The sequence below is a fragment of the Lacinutrix sp. MEBiC02595 genome, from assembly GCF_053601555.1.
In genome coordinates this window covers 193,178-209,042 of the sequence record NZ_JBSHNU010000217.1, presented here as the reverse complement: position 1 = coordinate 209,042, position 15,865 = coordinate 193,178, and the positions used below count along the sequence as shown (strand labels likewise).

Genomic DNA, 15,865 nt, shown 5'->3' with positions numbered 1-15,865 from the left:
AACGCTATTAATCATGAAACCACTTTTTAACCAAACAAAGACTAGTATTGTAGTTACTCTATTAGCCATTTTTTTATTTACTTCTTGCGGAACAACACAAGAAGTAACTTACTTTCAAGATGAATCCCTTGCAGACTACACCCCATTAGATTTTAATACCGATGTAGTTTACAAAACCAATGACAAAATCTCAATAATTGTTTCCTCACTAGATCCAGAAGCCGCAAGGCCATTTAATCTACCTACAATATCTGAAGGACAATCGGCAATTGTAACACAAGGTAGTACCAAAATGCAAACCTATCTAGTAGACAAGTTTGGTAATATTGAATTCCCTGTGCTTGGCCAAATAAAAATAGGAGGTTTAGGCAGAACAGAAGCTACGGAATTATTAAAAGAAAGATTAAAGGAATATCTAAAGAATCCAATTATCAATATTAGACTAATAAACTTTACGGTTACCGTTTTAGGAGAAGTACGTAATCCAGGAACATTTGTTCTAGAAGACGAAAAAATATCTTTATCAGAAGCACTAGGTTACGCTGGAGATTTAACCATTTACGGTAGAAGAGATAACGTTTTACTTATTAGAGATAATAACGGTAAAAAGCAATATGCTAAATTTGATTTAACATCTATCTCTGTACTAAACAACCAGAGTTACTATCTAGCGCAAGACGATGTTATTTACATATCGCCAAACAAAGCTAAAGCGCGTTCTGCATCTTACAACCAAAATACAGCAGTTGTAATTTCGGCACTTGCCGTATTAGTATCATTAACCGCCATTATAATAAATTAAAAAGCCTACCAATGAATAATAACGCTGCAAATCAAAAAGAGCATTTTAGAGATTTAGTAGATCCATATTTAAGCAAATGGAAACTAGTAATTCTATGTGTAATTGCTGCAATAGCACTAGCTCATCTATATTTAAGATACGCTACCTACCAATACAAAGCGAGTGCTACCATACAAATTAAAGACGAAAGACAAAGTACTAAGCTACCAGAAATATCCTCTTTACAAAATTACGGTTTATTCAAAAAAGACCTTAATAATGTTTTAGATGAAGCCGAAATTATTGGATCCAGAGAATTAATAGAACAAGTAGTTAAAGATTTAAAGTTTAATATTCAATACTATGTGGAAGGCAGAATTCAAAATCACGAAGTATACGCCAATCCGCCATTAAACTTAAACTTTAGCGCAACAGACTCTATTCTTTTTCAAGCAGATACCATAATGAATGTGAAAATACATTCCAAAACACAATTCCTACTTAAAGGTATCACTGAAGGAGAGAAAATATGGAAGTCTAAAGACCAAAATATGGAAGATCAAGGAACATTACATAGTTTTGGTCAACCTATAAAAACAGGATTTGGAGATATTATTATAACACCAAATCTTGGACAGTATGCAGCTAAAATTGGCTCTAATATCACTATTGAAATTTCTCCAGTTAGCAAAATAACAGGAAACTTTAAAAAGGATTTACGTATTGAAACCAAAGAGTACTCTAGTATTATCAAACTATCTATCTCTAATAACAATAGAGAAAAAGCTTCTTTATTCTTGAGTCAATTAATAGAAGTTTACAATAAAGATGTAGTTAAAGACAAACAAAAAGTAGTAGAGGTTACATCAGACTTTATTAATAGTAGACTTGAAATAGTCTCTAGAGAATTAGGGCAAGTAGATTTAACTGCAGAAACCATTCAAAAAAGAAACAGACTAACAGATTTAGCAACACAGTCTAATATCTTTTTACAAAATGAAAGAGATAATGAAACGCAAATAATCAATACCACCAATCAAATTCAGTTAATAGATTACATGAAGGATTTTGTGGATGACAACAGTGATTCTTCAGATTTATTACCAGCAAACATAGGAATTGCAGAAAATTCAATTGGAGAAATCACAAGAAGACATAATGACCTTGTTATTGAAAGAAATAGATTATTAAAACATTCTAGCGAAAAAAATCCAACAGTCGTAAATTTAACCTATCAAATTAATGAGTTAAAAGGTAATTTAAACCAAAACCTAAACAATATTAAGTCTTCTAATCAAATCACATTAAGCTCTTTAAGTGAAAAAGCGAATAAAATTAGCGGACAAATTTACACAACCCCTAAAAAAGAAAGACAATTTAGAGACACACAAAGACAACAAAACATTAAAGAATCTCTGTACTTGTATCTACTTCAAAAACGAGAAGAAGCAGCTATTTCACATGGCGTCTCCTCTCCTAATGCCAAAGTTGTAGACAGAGGTTATTCAAGCAACAAACCAGTATCACCAATAAAACCAATAGTATATCTATCTGCACTTATTTTAGGCGCAAGTTTACCAATAGGATTGATTTACTTATTTCAATTATTAGATTCAAAAGTGCACACTATTAAAGACATTAAAAAGAATATAGATGTACCTTATTTAGGAGATATACCAAAATCTAACAATCGTAAAAAACTTATTGATAAAGTAGATTATTCTGCAAAAGCGGAAGCTTTTAGAATGGTTAGAACCAATATAGATTTTATGCTTCAAGGTATTTCAGATAGAGCAAAAATTATATTCGTAACGTCTACTACTAGTCAAGAAGGTAAATCACATACCTCTATAAACCTAGCTTCTTCCCTATCTTTCTCAGAAAAGAAAGTGCTTTTAATTGAAACAGATATTAGAGTACCAAAAGCGACCAATTACTTAAAAATTAAAAATGAAATTGGAATCACAAATTTCATAGGAAATAAAAACCTTACCGCAAGCGAAGTAACTACTAAATTAGAAAATAACCCTTTTTTAGATGTCATTCCAGCAGGAGTTATTCCTCCTAATCCTTCCGAATTATTAATGAACGATCGTGTTGGAGAACTATTTGAAGCCGTTAAAAACGAATATGACTATATCATTGTAGATACCGCTGCTGTTGGTTTAGTAACAGATACGCTACTTATTAGCAAATATGCAGATATGTTTGTTTATGTAGTACGAGCAAATTATATAGATAAACGTCAATTGCATATAGCACAAACGATGTATACGGAAAAACGTTTACCAAATATGGCTATTCTACTAAATGCAGTAGACCATAAAAAAGCAGGAAGCTACACCTATGGTTATGGTAAAAACCCAATAAAGAAAAAATGGTGGAAGAAGTCTAGCTAAGACCAAATAGAAAGCATAAAAAATCCCGAAACTTTTCGGGATTTTTTATGCTTAAAACTGAAATTATTTTTTATACTACTTCCCTTTTCTACGTTGCTTTTCCTTCTTTAACAAAGTAAGTTCACGACCTGTTTGTCCCGCAACAGAAGTGTTTTCTTCGGCTCTACGTATCAAGTAAGGCATCACGTCTTTTACCGGTCCGAAAGGTATATATTTTGCTACATTATAACCATAATGGGCAAGATTGTAACTTATATGGTCACTCATGCCATAAAGCTGTCCAAACCAAACTCTAGGATCTTTATTTGCTATGTTTTTAGACTTCATTAAATCCATAACCAAATAATTGCTATCCTCATTATGTGTTCCCACAAATACAGACATAGCTTCCAAATGATCTAACATATAAGAAACAGAAGCGTTAAAGTTTTCGTCTGTTACTTGTTTACTCTCACAAATTGGAGAAGTATAGCCTTTCTTTTCAGCTCTTTCATTCTCTTTCTCCATGTAAGCACCACGAACCAATTTATAGCCTAGAAAGTAATTGTTAGTTTTTGCTAAAGCAGCTTCTTTTTTTAAGAAAGTCATTCTATCATGTCTATACATTTGTAATGTATTGTAAACAATAGGTTTTTCGGTATTATAACGTTGCATCATTTGTCTAACTAAATCATCTGCTGCGTCTTGCATCCAGCTTTCTTCACCATCAATTAAAACAACCACATCCTTTTCTTTTGCAGCTTTACAAACGGCATCAAATCTAGCTATTACTCTATCCCATTCCGCCTGTTCTTCATTAGTAAGCGCTTTTCCTTCGCCCAATTTTTGGTATAAATAAAACCTACCAAAACCGGTAGGTTTAAAAACCACAATAGGCATACTTTCCTTTTCATCTGCAAAATTTACAATCTTTAATATTTTTTGCATGGCTGCATCAAATTCCCCTTCGTTTTCTTTTCCTTCCACCGAATAATCCAAAACAGAACTTACACCTTTTGTGTACATATTTTCTATAACAGACAAACAATCTTCTTCATTTACACCACCACAAAAATGATCAAAAACCGTAGAACGGATTAAACCCTCAATAGGTAAATTTGCTTTTAAAGCAAAATTGGTTGCCGCAGTACCAATTCGTACCAAAGGCTCATTAGAAATCATTTTAAACAAAAAATAAGCGCGTTCTAATTGCGAATCATTTTTTAATGCAAAAGCAATTTCCGTATTTTCAAATATTTTATCTGTATGCATGAGAATATTAAGTTTTCTGGAACAAATATAATTGAAGTCTATTATATTTGATTAATTTCTCCTTATTTTTACGTCAAAATAATTTTATAGTTAATGACACCTATTGCTACTCAAGATTACAGTATCTATTTCAATGAAAACGGGTATACTTCTTTAAATGAACACTTAAAAGCTGCAAACTATTCTAAAATTTTCTTTTTAGTAGATGAAAATACAAACGTAGACTGTATGCCTTTTGTTTTAGCTAATATAGATGCCGAAATAACATATGACATTTTAGAGATGGAATCTGGGGAAGAAAACAAGAATTTAGATATATGTTTAGGTCTTTGGGAAGCTTTATCGGAATATGGCGCAGACAGAAAAAGCTTAATGATAAATGTTGGTGGTGGTGTAATTACAGATTTAGGTGGTTTTGTAGCTTCTACATTTAAACGCGGCATTAGCTTTATAAACATCCCAACCTCATTACTAGCAATGGTTGACGCTTCTATTGGTGGAAAAACAGGAATAGATCTAGGCCATTTAAAAAATCAAATAGGTGTTATAAACACTGCCGAAATGGTTTTAATCGATACCGCTTTTCTAGCTACATTACCTGAAAATCAAATGCGATCTGGCTTAGCCGAAATGCTAAAGCATGGCCTAATATCAAACCTAGAATATTGGAGCAAATTTTTAGATCTTTCTAAACAAACAACCGCAGATTTAGATACACTTATTTACGAATCTATCCTCATAAAGAAAGATATTGTAGCACAAGATCCCCACGAAGAAAACGTTAGAAAAACCTTGAATTACGGACATACCTTGGGCCACGCCATAGAGTCTTACTTTTTAAGCAATGCAGACAAAGAACCTTTACTTCACGGAGAAGCGATTGCTGTAGGAATGATTCTAGCAAGCTACATATCTACAAAACTTGTTGGTCTTGACGAAACAACAAACCAAGAAATAAAAACTACAATCACAAATACTTTCGGAAAGGTAATATTTGACGATAAGGACTACGCTCCTATTATTGAGCTACTTATATACGACAAAAAGAACGAGCATGGTAACATCAACTTCGTGCTTCTTGAAGCTATTGGAAAACCAAAAATAAACTGTAAAGTTTCTAATGAATTAATATTAGAAGCATTTAATTTTTACGCTTCGTAACTTTTTGAATTAAAAATTTTGTAACTTTAAGTCGCTTGTAAAAGAAGATACTATGGTTTTATTAACTTAAACACTCTAGTTATGCAAAGATTAATTGTAGACTACAAAAAACTAACTCCAGAACTTTTGGAGTTATTAACGCAAAAATTTCCGGATGGTTACGGAGATAACGATATCATTATTTTTGATAATCACAAAAACCAAACCATTGAAGCTGTTGAAGTAAAAACAGAAGACGCTATTTATTTAGTCAAGGTTAGTAGTAAGTTACATTACACCATGACTAATTTTGACAGTAATGACGATCTACTTTTAAACGATTCCGGTCATATTGTTATCGATGAAGAGGAATAATTATAAATACCGTTCTTTAATCACCTTACAATGATGCTTTTCATGACCAATATTAATAAATCCAATTGCTCTAACGGACATATTTCCGCCACTTGCTTTACCGCTTAACAAAAGCATTTCATTAGTAAAACTCTTAAATAAACTTATTGTAGATTTTCTAACATGTATATACTCTTCAATAAGAGAAGCTTTCGTTCTCCTGTTAGCATCGCTAGAAGGCGTGTATGCATTCTCACTAAATCCAGGCAACTCTGTATGGTCATTTCTAGAAAATCGCAAAGCGCGATACGCAAACACACGTTCTGTATCTATGATATGTTGCATCACTTCTTTTACCGTCCATTTGCCTTCCGCGTAAGCGTATTCCATTTTGTTTTCCGGCAGATTATTAAAAAAATCTAGTGTTGTGTTAAAACTTTCAATTAAACCATCTAACAAGCTTAAATCATTAGCTTTACTTATGTATGTTTCATAATACGTATTGTATTCTGAAGCGTTTAAATCTTTTACTTTCATAAATTTTTAAAAATAAAAAAGCCCTTAAAAAAGGGCTTATTAAATACTATATTTGATTTCTATAATTCGCTAAATATAGAATGCATTAATCGTTTTTTGTCGTTTATGCTCTCTTCTAAAGAGATCATCGACTCTGTTCTATAAATACCATCAATATCATCTAATTTAAAGATAATATCTTTTGCGTTTTCTGTGTTTTTAGCTCTAATTTTACAGAAAATATTAAACTTCCCTGTTGTGATATGTGCTACCGTTACATTTGGTATTTCGTTTATACGTTCTAAAACAAATTTTGTTTGTGAAGTATTTTGCAAAAACACACCAACGTAAGCAATAAACGAGTAACCAAGCTTTTTATAATCTAAAGTTAATGAAGAACCTTTTATTATTCCGGCATCTTCCATTTTTTTAACTCTTACATGCACAGTTCCAGCAGAAATTAATAGTTTTTTTGCAATATCTGTAAAAGGAACTCTGGTATTTTGAATCAACATATCTAAAATCTGATGATCTATTTCGTCTAATTTAAACTTAGCCATTTTTATCGTATTATTAAATTTTATTCAAAAATAATACATTTTTATTGATTTATATATACTAAATATCAAGATTTTGTTAATTTTAATGAAATTTCTTCATTTCTTAACTTTACTAAATCGTTTTCGTAACCTATAGTTATCGCCTCTTTTTTTAAGGCTTCTACTACACCGCCATTAACATCTATTTCTTTGTGTGCAAAAAACTGATTTATACTTGTAAATTTCTCGATTTTAGGTATAAATTCAATCGTATTAGTAATTAATCTTTCTTGATACTGGATTGCTATATCTAACAAATCACCACCTGGCTCTACTCTAGCGTTTCTAATAATAAGGTCATAAAAACACTTCTGGTTTTCCGGAATGTCTATATAAGGAAGATAAGCATCACCAGAAACAGCATTTTTAGCTATATAATCCAAAGAAACCAGTAAAGACTGAAAAACATACACTCTAACCTTTTCTCTTGTGTAATCGTCCTTATAATGACCTGCTTCAAAAAGAATGGTAGGTGTATTTTGCACTTGAAAGGTATCCCCAACACAGTTTATATTAAAAGAATCATCATAAACACCAACTTGATTTGGTATCTGCATCTGCAAATTAGCATTCATAACCGCAATAATCTCCATAGCTCGCTTTCTATTGTTAGTAATAGTACAAGCCTCATCCTGTGCTGGCGCTAAAAACGAAACCGTTGCCGAATTATTCGTGTTTCCTGCGCTAAAGATAGTCCGCTGTCCATGTAAATTATAACAAAAATGAGGCTTAAAAGCTTCAAAACAAGACTTAAGAACAAGGCTTTCTGGTTGCGTAAGCGCTTGCGCATCTCTATTTAAATCAACTTGATTCGCATTTACACGCGTATACGCTTTAGCGCCATCAGGATTTAAAATAGGAATAATCTGTATTGTACACGCTTTTAAAATAGTCTCCGAAACTTCCTGGCTGCTTAATAAAAGGTTCAATAAATCGAAAATAGCCTTCGTTGTCGTGCTTTCGTTTCCGTGCATTTGAGACCACATCAATATTTTTTTAGGTCCAGACCCAAGCGTAATAGTATGAATATTTTCATGCAGAACAGATTTCCCCACCACCGAAACTTGGCATTTTAAAGCTAGCTTTTGCAACAAAGGAGCAATGTCTTTTGCGTGAATATATCTATTAAAAAGTTGCACTTCTTTGTATCTATTGAACAACAATTCTAAGGTTTCTAATTCCATATGTAATTTGTATTGATTACAAAGGTAAACAATTGATAATTTACAATTGTAAACACTAAAACCAATAAACTTTGGTTACATTGTTAAACAGATTTACAGAAGTCTACAAGGCAAAGCAAATATTGCGTTATAAAATTTTAACATTATTACGATTTAAATCTTAAATATCTTTATTTCAGTTAATTAAGCTAACTTATTTAAAGCTTTAAATGAATATATATTAAATATATTAGACTAATACAACCATGCTATTGAAATAATGTTTACATTTGTAACGTTATAAAAACAAAACAACTTGTTTACAATGATAAACACCGAAGGATTTACAAAAAGACTACAGAAAGTCATCGATTTTTATGGAGAAAGTGCCTCTTCTTTTGCTGAGAAAGTTGGTGTGCAACGCTCCACTATTTCGCATATTCTTTCTGGCAGAAATAAGCCAAGTTTAGATTTTGTAATGAAGGTGCTCGCCCATTTTCCAGAGGTGGAATTATATTGGTTGATGAATGGAAAAGGAATTTTTCCGAAGGACAATAAAAGTGAAGTGAAAATTCCAGAAATTGAAAAAGTGGAAAAAAAGATAGATCCACCAAAAAGCGAAAAGGAAGAAATTTCAACTTCACCTTCTTCTTCGATTTCTTCTTCTTTAAATAATTCGATAAATGCTTCTTCCGAAAAAAAAATAGAACGCATTGTTATTTTTTATTCGGATGGTAGTTTTCAAAATTTTGACAATTTGTAACCTAGTACGTTATTTTTTCATTTAGACGATTCTCAGCAAATGCCATTTTTATAGTTTTCTATGTTCTAAACTTTTTTTATTAAAAGTATTCAGAAGCATCTATACTATAAGATTTCAAAACAAACTATATCCTAAAATAAAAAATACACGCATTACTTTCAGAAAAAAACTACAATAACACAAAATATTGCTAATTTTGTACAAAATGTTTTTCATGAAAAAGATACTGCTATTTGCAATTGTTTTAAGTTTTTCTGGCTGTTATCAAGTAGAGCGAAATTGCACCGATTATAAAACAGGAAGTTTTTATAGTGAAGTAGTCATAGATGATATTATTTATAAATCTGACTTTACAAGAACTAGTGATTTACAAATTGAAGTTTACGAAGGAAAAACAGATTCTACACAAGTACGTTGGATTAATGATTGCGAAATGATATTCAAAACCATTAACCCTAAAAATATGGCAGAGCATAAAGACGTGCATTTAAAAATACTTACAACTACAGATAGCTCATATACTTTTGAGTATTCTTATGTTGGTGAAAAATTAAAACAAAAAGGAGCTGCTTTTAAAAAATAGCAACGCGTATTTATGCGCAAAATTTCTAGGGATGCTCCATAAGGATATAGCATGTTTAAAACTAGAATAAACTTGGTAACCGTCCGGAAAGTTTTCGGAAACAAATAACAAATAGGAACATACCTTAATATAGAATATTATGTTAGATTTTTTATTTACTAGTGATGCGATTTTTGCATTGTTAACTTTGACCTTTTTAGAAATTATTTTAGGGATAGATAATATTGTATTTATTTCTATAGCTGCAAACAAATTACCAGAACAGCAACGTAGCAAGGCAACAAATATAGGTTTACTGCTTGCCATGGTGCAGCGTATTATATTATTATTCTTTGTTTCGTTTTTAGTTGGCTTAAGTGAACCTTTTTATCATATTGAAACCTCATGGTTACAAATCGCTGTAAGCTGGCAAAGTATTATATTATTTGCTGGAGGATTATTTTTGATTTATAAAAGCACTTCAGAAATTAGAGAAAAAGTAGACACGCCACATCATGATGAAGATGCTGTGAAAGGTAAAAAAATCACTTCCTTGTCGCAAGCAATCACGCAAATTGTAATTATTGACTTTATCTTCTCTATAGACTCGATTTTAACTGCAGTTGGTATGACTAACGGTTTACATGAAAACCATTACTACAATCTTGTTTTAATGATTATTGCCGTAGTAATTTCTATTAGTATCATGATTGGTTTTGCAAACCCAATTCGTAAATTTATTGATGCACATCCAAGTATGCAAATTTTGGGTTTATCTTTTTTAATCCTAATTGGTTTTATGCTTATTACAGAAGCGGCTCACCTTTCACATACCAATTTATTTGGAAAAACGGTTGGCGCAATACCTAAAGGCTATTTATATTTTGCTATCGCCTTTTCTTTAATGGTGGAGTTTATTAATTTTAGAATTACTAGGAAGAAATAAAATCACATGAAAGTCGATTGTGATTTCTCGACAATCTAAAAATGACATTATCTTTTTAAAGAGCTATTACTTTAAGAACAAGTTTAGTCTTTAATTTATAAAAAAATGTCATTCCGGCAGCAATGGAGGAATCTTTTTGTTAGATTTCTCGACTACATTCGAAATGACATTTTGTATTTTAAAATATTAAAATATTTAGATAAAAATTTCTGCCAATGTTGGTATTTCCTCCAACATTTTCAGATGCATTATAAGGATATAGATTCTGAAACAAATTTAGAATGACATAATATTAAAACAAGGTTATTTGTCCTTCGCCATCTTTAGATGCATCCTTATCTTCTGTTGGTTTTGAATCTCCTTTTTTAACTTCTTCCGACTTTATTTTTAGTGTTTCCTTTTCTGGTTTTTCTGAAGTTTTCTCAGAGGTTTCTTCTGTTACATCTTCTTCTGCTATCACTTCTATTTCTTCTGCTGGAATTTCCTCTGGAGCTTCATAAGGCAAAGGATCTAATAAACTTATTTGATTCACTTTATCTTTTGTAAGTTGATTTCCTAAGGCTGAAATTCCTTTTACAGCTATAAATTCTTCTAAATTTAGCTCTACATTATCTTTTCGATCTTTCCCTCTTTCTTTAGTGAACTCAATTTCTGCCATTGGTTTCCAATCTGTAGAAACAATTTCTAATTGTGATTTTGGGTGTTCAGAAATAAAGCTTTCTTCCTTACCTTCGGTTTCAATTAAAAAACGTTTTACATAGTAAAGTTCTTTTCCGCCATCAAAGTAAATAGCAGAAATCGGCTTTTTAGGAATCCATTTTTCTAGCACAATCATATCCTCTTCAAAATGCGCAGTAATTTCAGGAAGTATGGTTTTTACCATTCCAGATTGTGTGATAATTAGCAATCTGTCTTCTCCTCTAAATTCCCCAATTAATTCACCTCTAGCATCTACATTTAATCGTTGTACGGTATCATCAAACCAGATTTTTCGTGGTTTTAAAGTAGAAACTCCTTTTTCTTTAAGTTCTATTTTCTTTACAGGATGCTTGGTAACTACATTTCCTTTAGATGCTCTTCCTTTTATTATTACATTAGAAAAATCTAAATCCCATTTTAGTTTTTTTATACCACCCACTTGACGTAACATGATAGAAACTACTTCTGCTTCTCCGTTCGGATTTGCTGAAAAATATAGGGCTACGGAACTAGAATTCCCGTTTGTTAAATCGTATTCTCTATCGCGAGTTGTACTGGTAACGGCAAATCGTTTTACATACGAAGGTCCGCTTTTACCATCTCGATAAATCATATTGTAAATGGTACGTTTGTCTTTCTTTTTAAAGATGGCAACGTGAATAATATCTTTACCAATAAATGTTTTACTATCTACTTTAGTAACCATCATTTTACCAGATTTGGTAAACACAATAATATCATCAATATCACTGCAATCACCAACATATTCATCTCTTTTTAATGAGGTACCAATAAATCCTTCTTCTCTATTTACGTATAACTTGGTATTACGAATAATTACTTTTGTGGCATCTACATCATCAAAAACTCGAATTTCTGTTTTACGTTCTCGTCCTTCGCCATATTCCTTTTTTAATCGTGTAAAATATGCAATGGCATAATCAATAAGATTTGCAAGATGATGCCTTACTTCTGCTATTTGTTCTTCCAGCGCATCAATTTTTTGCTGTGCTTTATCGATATCAAATTTCGAAATACGTTTGATTCGTATTTCGGTTAAACGCGTAATATCTTCTTCCGTTATGGCACGTTTTAAATGTTTTATATGTGGCTGAAGTCCTTTATCTATGGCTTGAATTACGCCTTCCCAAGTTTCTTCTTCTTCAATATCACGATAGATTCTTTTTTCAATAAAAATACGTTCTAACGAAGCAAAATGCCATTGTTCTTGAAACTCACCAAGTTTAATTTCTAATTCTTGTTTTAAAAGCTGCACTGTATTATCTGTACTACGACGAAGCATTTCAGAAACACCTACAAAATATGGTTTGTTATCCTCAATAACACAACCCAAAGGCGAAATAGAAGATTCACAATTGGTGAATGCATACAGTGCATCAATCGTTTTATCTGGCGAAATACCGGCAGGTAAATGCACTAAAATCTCTACATTAGCTGCCGTATTATCCTCAATTTTTTTGATTTTTATTTTTCCTTTTTCATTCGCTTTTAAAATAGAATCTATTAAAGACGACGTATTTGTAGCAAAAGGAATTTCTGTAATAACTAATGTATTCTTATCATATTGGGAAATCTTTGCACGTACGCGAACCTTTCCTCCTCTTAAACCATCATTATACCCAGTGATATCTGCAATTCCTGCAGTAGGAAAATCTGGAAGAATGGTGAATCGTTTTCCTTGTAAATGTTTTACAGAAGCATCAATTAATTCGATGAAATTATGCGGTAATATTTTAGTAGATAAACCAACCGCAATTCCTTCTCCTCCTTGCGCCAAAAGCAATGGAAACATTACTGGAAGATTTACTGGTTCTTTTCGTCTACCATCATAAGAAGCTTGCCATTCGGTTATTTTCGGGTTAAAAACAACGTCCAATCCAAACTTTGAAATACGTGCTTCAATATAACGAGAAGCTGCTGCTCTATCTCCTGTTAATATATTTCCCCAGTTTCCTTGTGTGTCTATAAGTAAATCTTTTTGTCCGATTTGCACCATAGCATCTGCAATACTTGCATCTCCATGCGGATGGTATTGCATGGTATGACCAACAATATTTGCTACTTTGTTATAACGACCATCATCTAGATCTTTCATAGAATGCATGATTCTACGTTGCACAGGTTTAAAACCATCTTCTATTGCAGGAACAGCACGCTCTAAAATTACATAAGATGCATAATCTAAAAACCATTCTTTAAACATTCCAGTAACCCTGGTAATGGTTTCTTGTGGTTCTTGACTTTCGTTTTGCTCATTTACCAAATCATCATTATCTTCTATCATGAACTAGCTAATTTTCTATTGTTTTTAATCATTTTATTTAACGATTGTCGGATGTATTTTCGTTTCTTTTTAGCAACCATAGTAACATTAAATCGTTCTTTTCTAGAGGTACCACTTTTATCTTTTATTAGTAACACCAAACTAGTGTACACTATATAATTATTAAACTTAAAACCTTTTAAATCTGTTTTAGTAAACTCGACAGTATGTTCTCTATAATTAAACCTATCCGATAGTAATAAACCTCTATTGGTAACTACTACTTTCATACCATCACTATCGTATTCAAAAAACTTTGAAATAGAATGAACCACAAAAAAAAGCAGACCAAAACTTAATGCTATAATTAAAAATACAACCAAAGCATTACCACTAATGTTGCTAAACATTTTAAACATAACAGCCGAAATAATAGCAAATACGATAAGTATAAAATATAATGAAATTATAAAATTCTTTGCTTTATTGTTGTTGGTTCTCATTTTGTGAATTTTGCTTTTATAGGATATGAATTATACACTTTCTTCTTCTATAATATCTAATTCCACCTTCAGATTGTCGATAATAAACTCTTGTCTTGTTGGTGTGTTTTTTCCCATGTAGAAACTTAGCAATTCTTCAATCGACATATCTTTATCTAGCATTACAGGATCTAATCGAATGTCTTGCCCTATAAAATGTACAAACTCATCTGGTGAGATTTCACCAAGTCCTTTAAATCGAGTAATTTCTGGTTTTGGCTTTAATTTTTGTACTGCATCTCTTCTTTCTTGTTCGGAATAGCAATACGCCGTTTCCTTTTTATTACGCACTCTAAACAATGGTGTTTGCAAAATATATAAATGTCCTTCTTTTATAATTTCTGGGAAGAATTGCAAAAAGAAAGTAATTAATAACAAACGAATATGCATACCATCGACATCGGCATCTGTTGCAATTACAATATTGTTATAACGTAAATCCTCAATAGACTCTTCTATATTTAAAGCTGCTTGTAGTAAGTTGAATTCTTCATTTTCATATACTATTTTTTTACTTAGTCCGTAACAGTTTAAAGGTTTCCCTTTTAAACTAAATACTGCTTGTGTATTTACATCACGGGATTTAGTAATACTACCAGATGCAGAATCTCCCTCGGTAATAAACAAGGTGCTTTCTAGGTTTCTGTCGTTTTTAATATCTCCAAAATGCACTCTACAATCGCGTAATTTTTTGTTGTGCAGACTTGCTTTTTTCGCTCTATCTTTTGCTAGTTTTCTAATTCCGGAAAGCTCTTTACGTTCGCGTTCTGCTTGCAATATTTTGCGTTGAATACTTTCTGCTACATCGGTGTTTTTGTGTAGAAAGTTATCTAGGTATTTTTTAAGAAAGTCATTGATATAGGTTCTTACCGTTGGCAATTCGCCTCCCATATCTGTAGAACCAAGTTTGGTTTTTGTCTGACTCTCAAAAATAGGCTCCATTACTTTTATGGCAATAGCGCATACTACCGATTTACGTATATCGGAAGCCTCGTAATTTTTACCAAAGTATTCTCTTATAGTTCGTACTAATGCTTCTCTAAATGCTGCAAGATGCGTTCCACCTTGCGTGGTATTTTGTCCGTTTACAAAAGAATGATATTGCTCGCTATACTGCGTTTTACTGTGCGTAAGCGCTACTTCTATATCGTCACCACGTAAATGAATAATTGGATAGGACCTGTCTGTTTCGTTAATGTTTTCGGATAATAAATCTTTTAAACCATTTTCACTGTAGAATTTTTCACCGTTAAAAACAATGGTTAATCCTGGATTTAAGTACACGTAGTATTTGAGCATTTTTTCAACATACTCACTTCTGTACTTGTAGTTTTTGAAGATAACTTCATCTGGAACGAAAGATACTTTAGTACCTTTTCGTCTCGAGGTATCTTCTAATAGATCTTGATTAATAAGGTTACCTTGTTCAAATTCCGCGGAAGCGCTTTTATTATCCCTCGTAGATTCCACTCTAAAAAAGGAAGATAAGGCATTTACAGCCTTGGTACCAACTCCGTTTAAACCTACAGATTTCTTGAAGGCTTTAGAGTCATACTTCCCACCAGTATTCATTTTAGAAACTACATCTACCACTTTTCCTAAAGGAATACCACGTCCGTAATCTCTCACAATCACTTTGGTTCCTTGAATAGAAATCTCAATGGTTTTACCAGCTCCCATTACATATTCATCGATGGAATTATCTAGTACTTCTTTTAAAAGAATATAAATACCATCATCTGCCGAAGAACCATCACCAAGTTTACCAATATACATCCCCGGACGCATACGAATATGTTCTTTCCAGTCTAGTGAGCGTATATTATCTTCGGTATATTTGGTTTCTTGAGACATAGTTGAATAAAA

14 protein-coding genes are annotated in these 15,865 nt (G+C 32.0%); 7 read left to right on the top strand and 7 right to left on the bottom strand.

Annotated features, from left to right (window positions below; translation table 11 throughout):
• Positions 1-13 precede the first annotated feature (13 nt).
• Positions 14-802, top strand: coding sequence for a polysaccharide biosynthesis/export family protein (locus tag ACVCZW_RS08660; protein ID WP_452232168.1), 789 nt, complete (start codon positions 14-16; stop codon positions 800-802).
• An 11-nt stretch (positions 803-813) separates the two neighbouring features.
• Positions 814-3,180, top strand: a complete 2,367-nt coding sequence (locus ACVCZW_RS08655; RefSeq protein ID WP_452230262.1) for a GumC family protein — start codon at positions 814-816, stop codon at positions 3,178-3,180.
• A 75-nt stretch (positions 3,181-3,255) separates the two neighbouring features.
• On the opposite strand, the gene ACVCZW_RS08650 is transcribed toward ACVCZW_RS08655, so the two are convergent.
• On the bottom strand, positions 3,256-4,431 hold the full coding sequence (locus ACVCZW_RS08650) for a proline dehydrogenase family protein (protein ID WP_452232167.1): 1,176 nt from the start codon (positions 4,429-4,431) through the stop codon (positions 3,256-3,258).
• Between the two features lie 93 nt (positions 4,432-4,524).
• On the opposite strand from ACVCZW_RS08650, the gene aroB reads away from it, so the two are divergent.
• A complete protein-coding gene (gene aroB, locus ACVCZW_RS08645; protein WP_452232166.1) occupies positions 4,525-5,592 on the top strand; it encodes a 3-dehydroquinate synthase in 1,068 nt (355 codons plus the stop codon).
• Between the two features lie 81 nt (positions 5,593-5,673).
• Positions 5,674-5,946, top strand: a complete 273-nt coding sequence (locus ACVCZW_RS08640) for a hypothetical protein (RefSeq protein ID WP_452230265.1) — start codon at positions 5,674-5,676, stop codon at positions 5,944-5,946.
• Here the strand turns inward: ACVCZW_RS08640 and ACVCZW_RS08635 are convergent, their stop codons facing one another.
• The 3 genes from ACVCZW_RS08635 to ACVCZW_RS08625 all read right to left on the bottom strand — a co-directional run bounded on the left by ACVCZW_RS08635 (position 5,947) and on the right by ACVCZW_RS08625 (position 8,224).
• Positions 5,947-6,462: a DinB family protein gene (locus tag ACVCZW_RS08635; protein ID WP_452232165.1), complete on the bottom strand. Its 516-nt coding sequence runs from the start codon at positions 6,460-6,462 to the stop codon at positions 5,947-5,949. It lies immediately after the preceding gene.
• 59 nt (positions 6,463-6,521) lie between these two features.
• Entirely contained in the window at positions 6,522-7,001 is a 480-nt protein-coding gene (locus ACVCZW_RS08630; protein ID WP_452230267.1) for an Lrp/AsnC family transcriptional regulator, read from the bottom strand.
• 65 nt (positions 7,002-7,066) lie between these two features.
• A complete protein-coding gene (locus ACVCZW_RS08625; protein WP_452232164.1) occupies positions 7,067-8,224 on the bottom strand; it encodes a M14 family zinc carboxypeptidase in 1,158 nt (385 codons plus the stop codon).
• Between the two features lie 304 nt (positions 8,225-8,528).
• Here ACVCZW_RS08625 and ACVCZW_RS08620 point away from each other — a divergent pair, with 304 nt between their 5' ends.
• The 3 genes from ACVCZW_RS08620 (at position 8,529) to ACVCZW_RS08610 (ending at position 10,474) form a co-directional block, all read left to right on the top strand.
• The gene (locus ACVCZW_RS08620; RefSeq protein ID WP_452230269.1) at positions 8,529-8,966 is read left to right on the top strand and encodes a helix-turn-helix domain-containing protein; all 438 of its coding nucleotides are present in this window, start codon (positions 8,529-8,531) and stop codon (positions 8,964-8,966) included.
• Between the two features lie 214 nt (positions 8,967-9,180).
• Positions 9,181-9,549, top strand: a complete 369-nt coding sequence (locus tag ACVCZW_RS08615) for a DNA topoisomerase IV (RefSeq protein ID WP_452232163.1) — start codon at positions 9,181-9,183, stop codon at positions 9,547-9,549.
• Positions 9,550-9,688: 139 nt separating this feature from the next.
• The gene (locus ACVCZW_RS08610) at positions 9,689-10,474 is read left to right on the top strand and encodes a TerC family protein (protein ID WP_452232162.1); all 786 of its coding nucleotides are present in this window, start codon (positions 9,689-9,691) and stop codon (positions 10,472-10,474) included.
• A gap of 292 nt (positions 10,475-10,766) precedes the next feature.
• On the opposite strand, the gene ACVCZW_RS08605 is transcribed toward ACVCZW_RS08610, so the two are convergent.
• The 3 genes from ACVCZW_RS08605 to ACVCZW_RS08595 are packed head-to-tail and all read right to left on the bottom strand — an operon-like array spanning position 10,767 to position 15,853.
• Entirely contained in the window at positions 10,767-13,478 is a 2,712-nt protein-coding gene (locus tag ACVCZW_RS08605; RefSeq protein ID WP_452230272.1) for a DNA gyrase/topoisomerase IV subunit A, read from the bottom strand.
• Positions 13,475-13,960, bottom strand: a complete 486-nt coding sequence (locus ACVCZW_RS08600; protein WP_452230273.1) for a hypothetical protein — start codon at positions 13,958-13,960, stop codon at positions 13,475-13,477. The genes ACVCZW_RS08605 and ACVCZW_RS08600 overlap by 4 nt, the downstream gene beginning before the upstream one ends.
• Positions 13,961-13,990: 30 nt before the next feature.
• Entirely contained in the window at positions 13,991-15,853 is a 1,863-nt protein-coding gene (locus ACVCZW_RS08595; RefSeq protein ID WP_452230274.1) for a DNA topoisomerase IV subunit B, read from the bottom strand.
• Between the last annotated feature and the right edge of the window lie 12 nt (positions 15,854-15,865).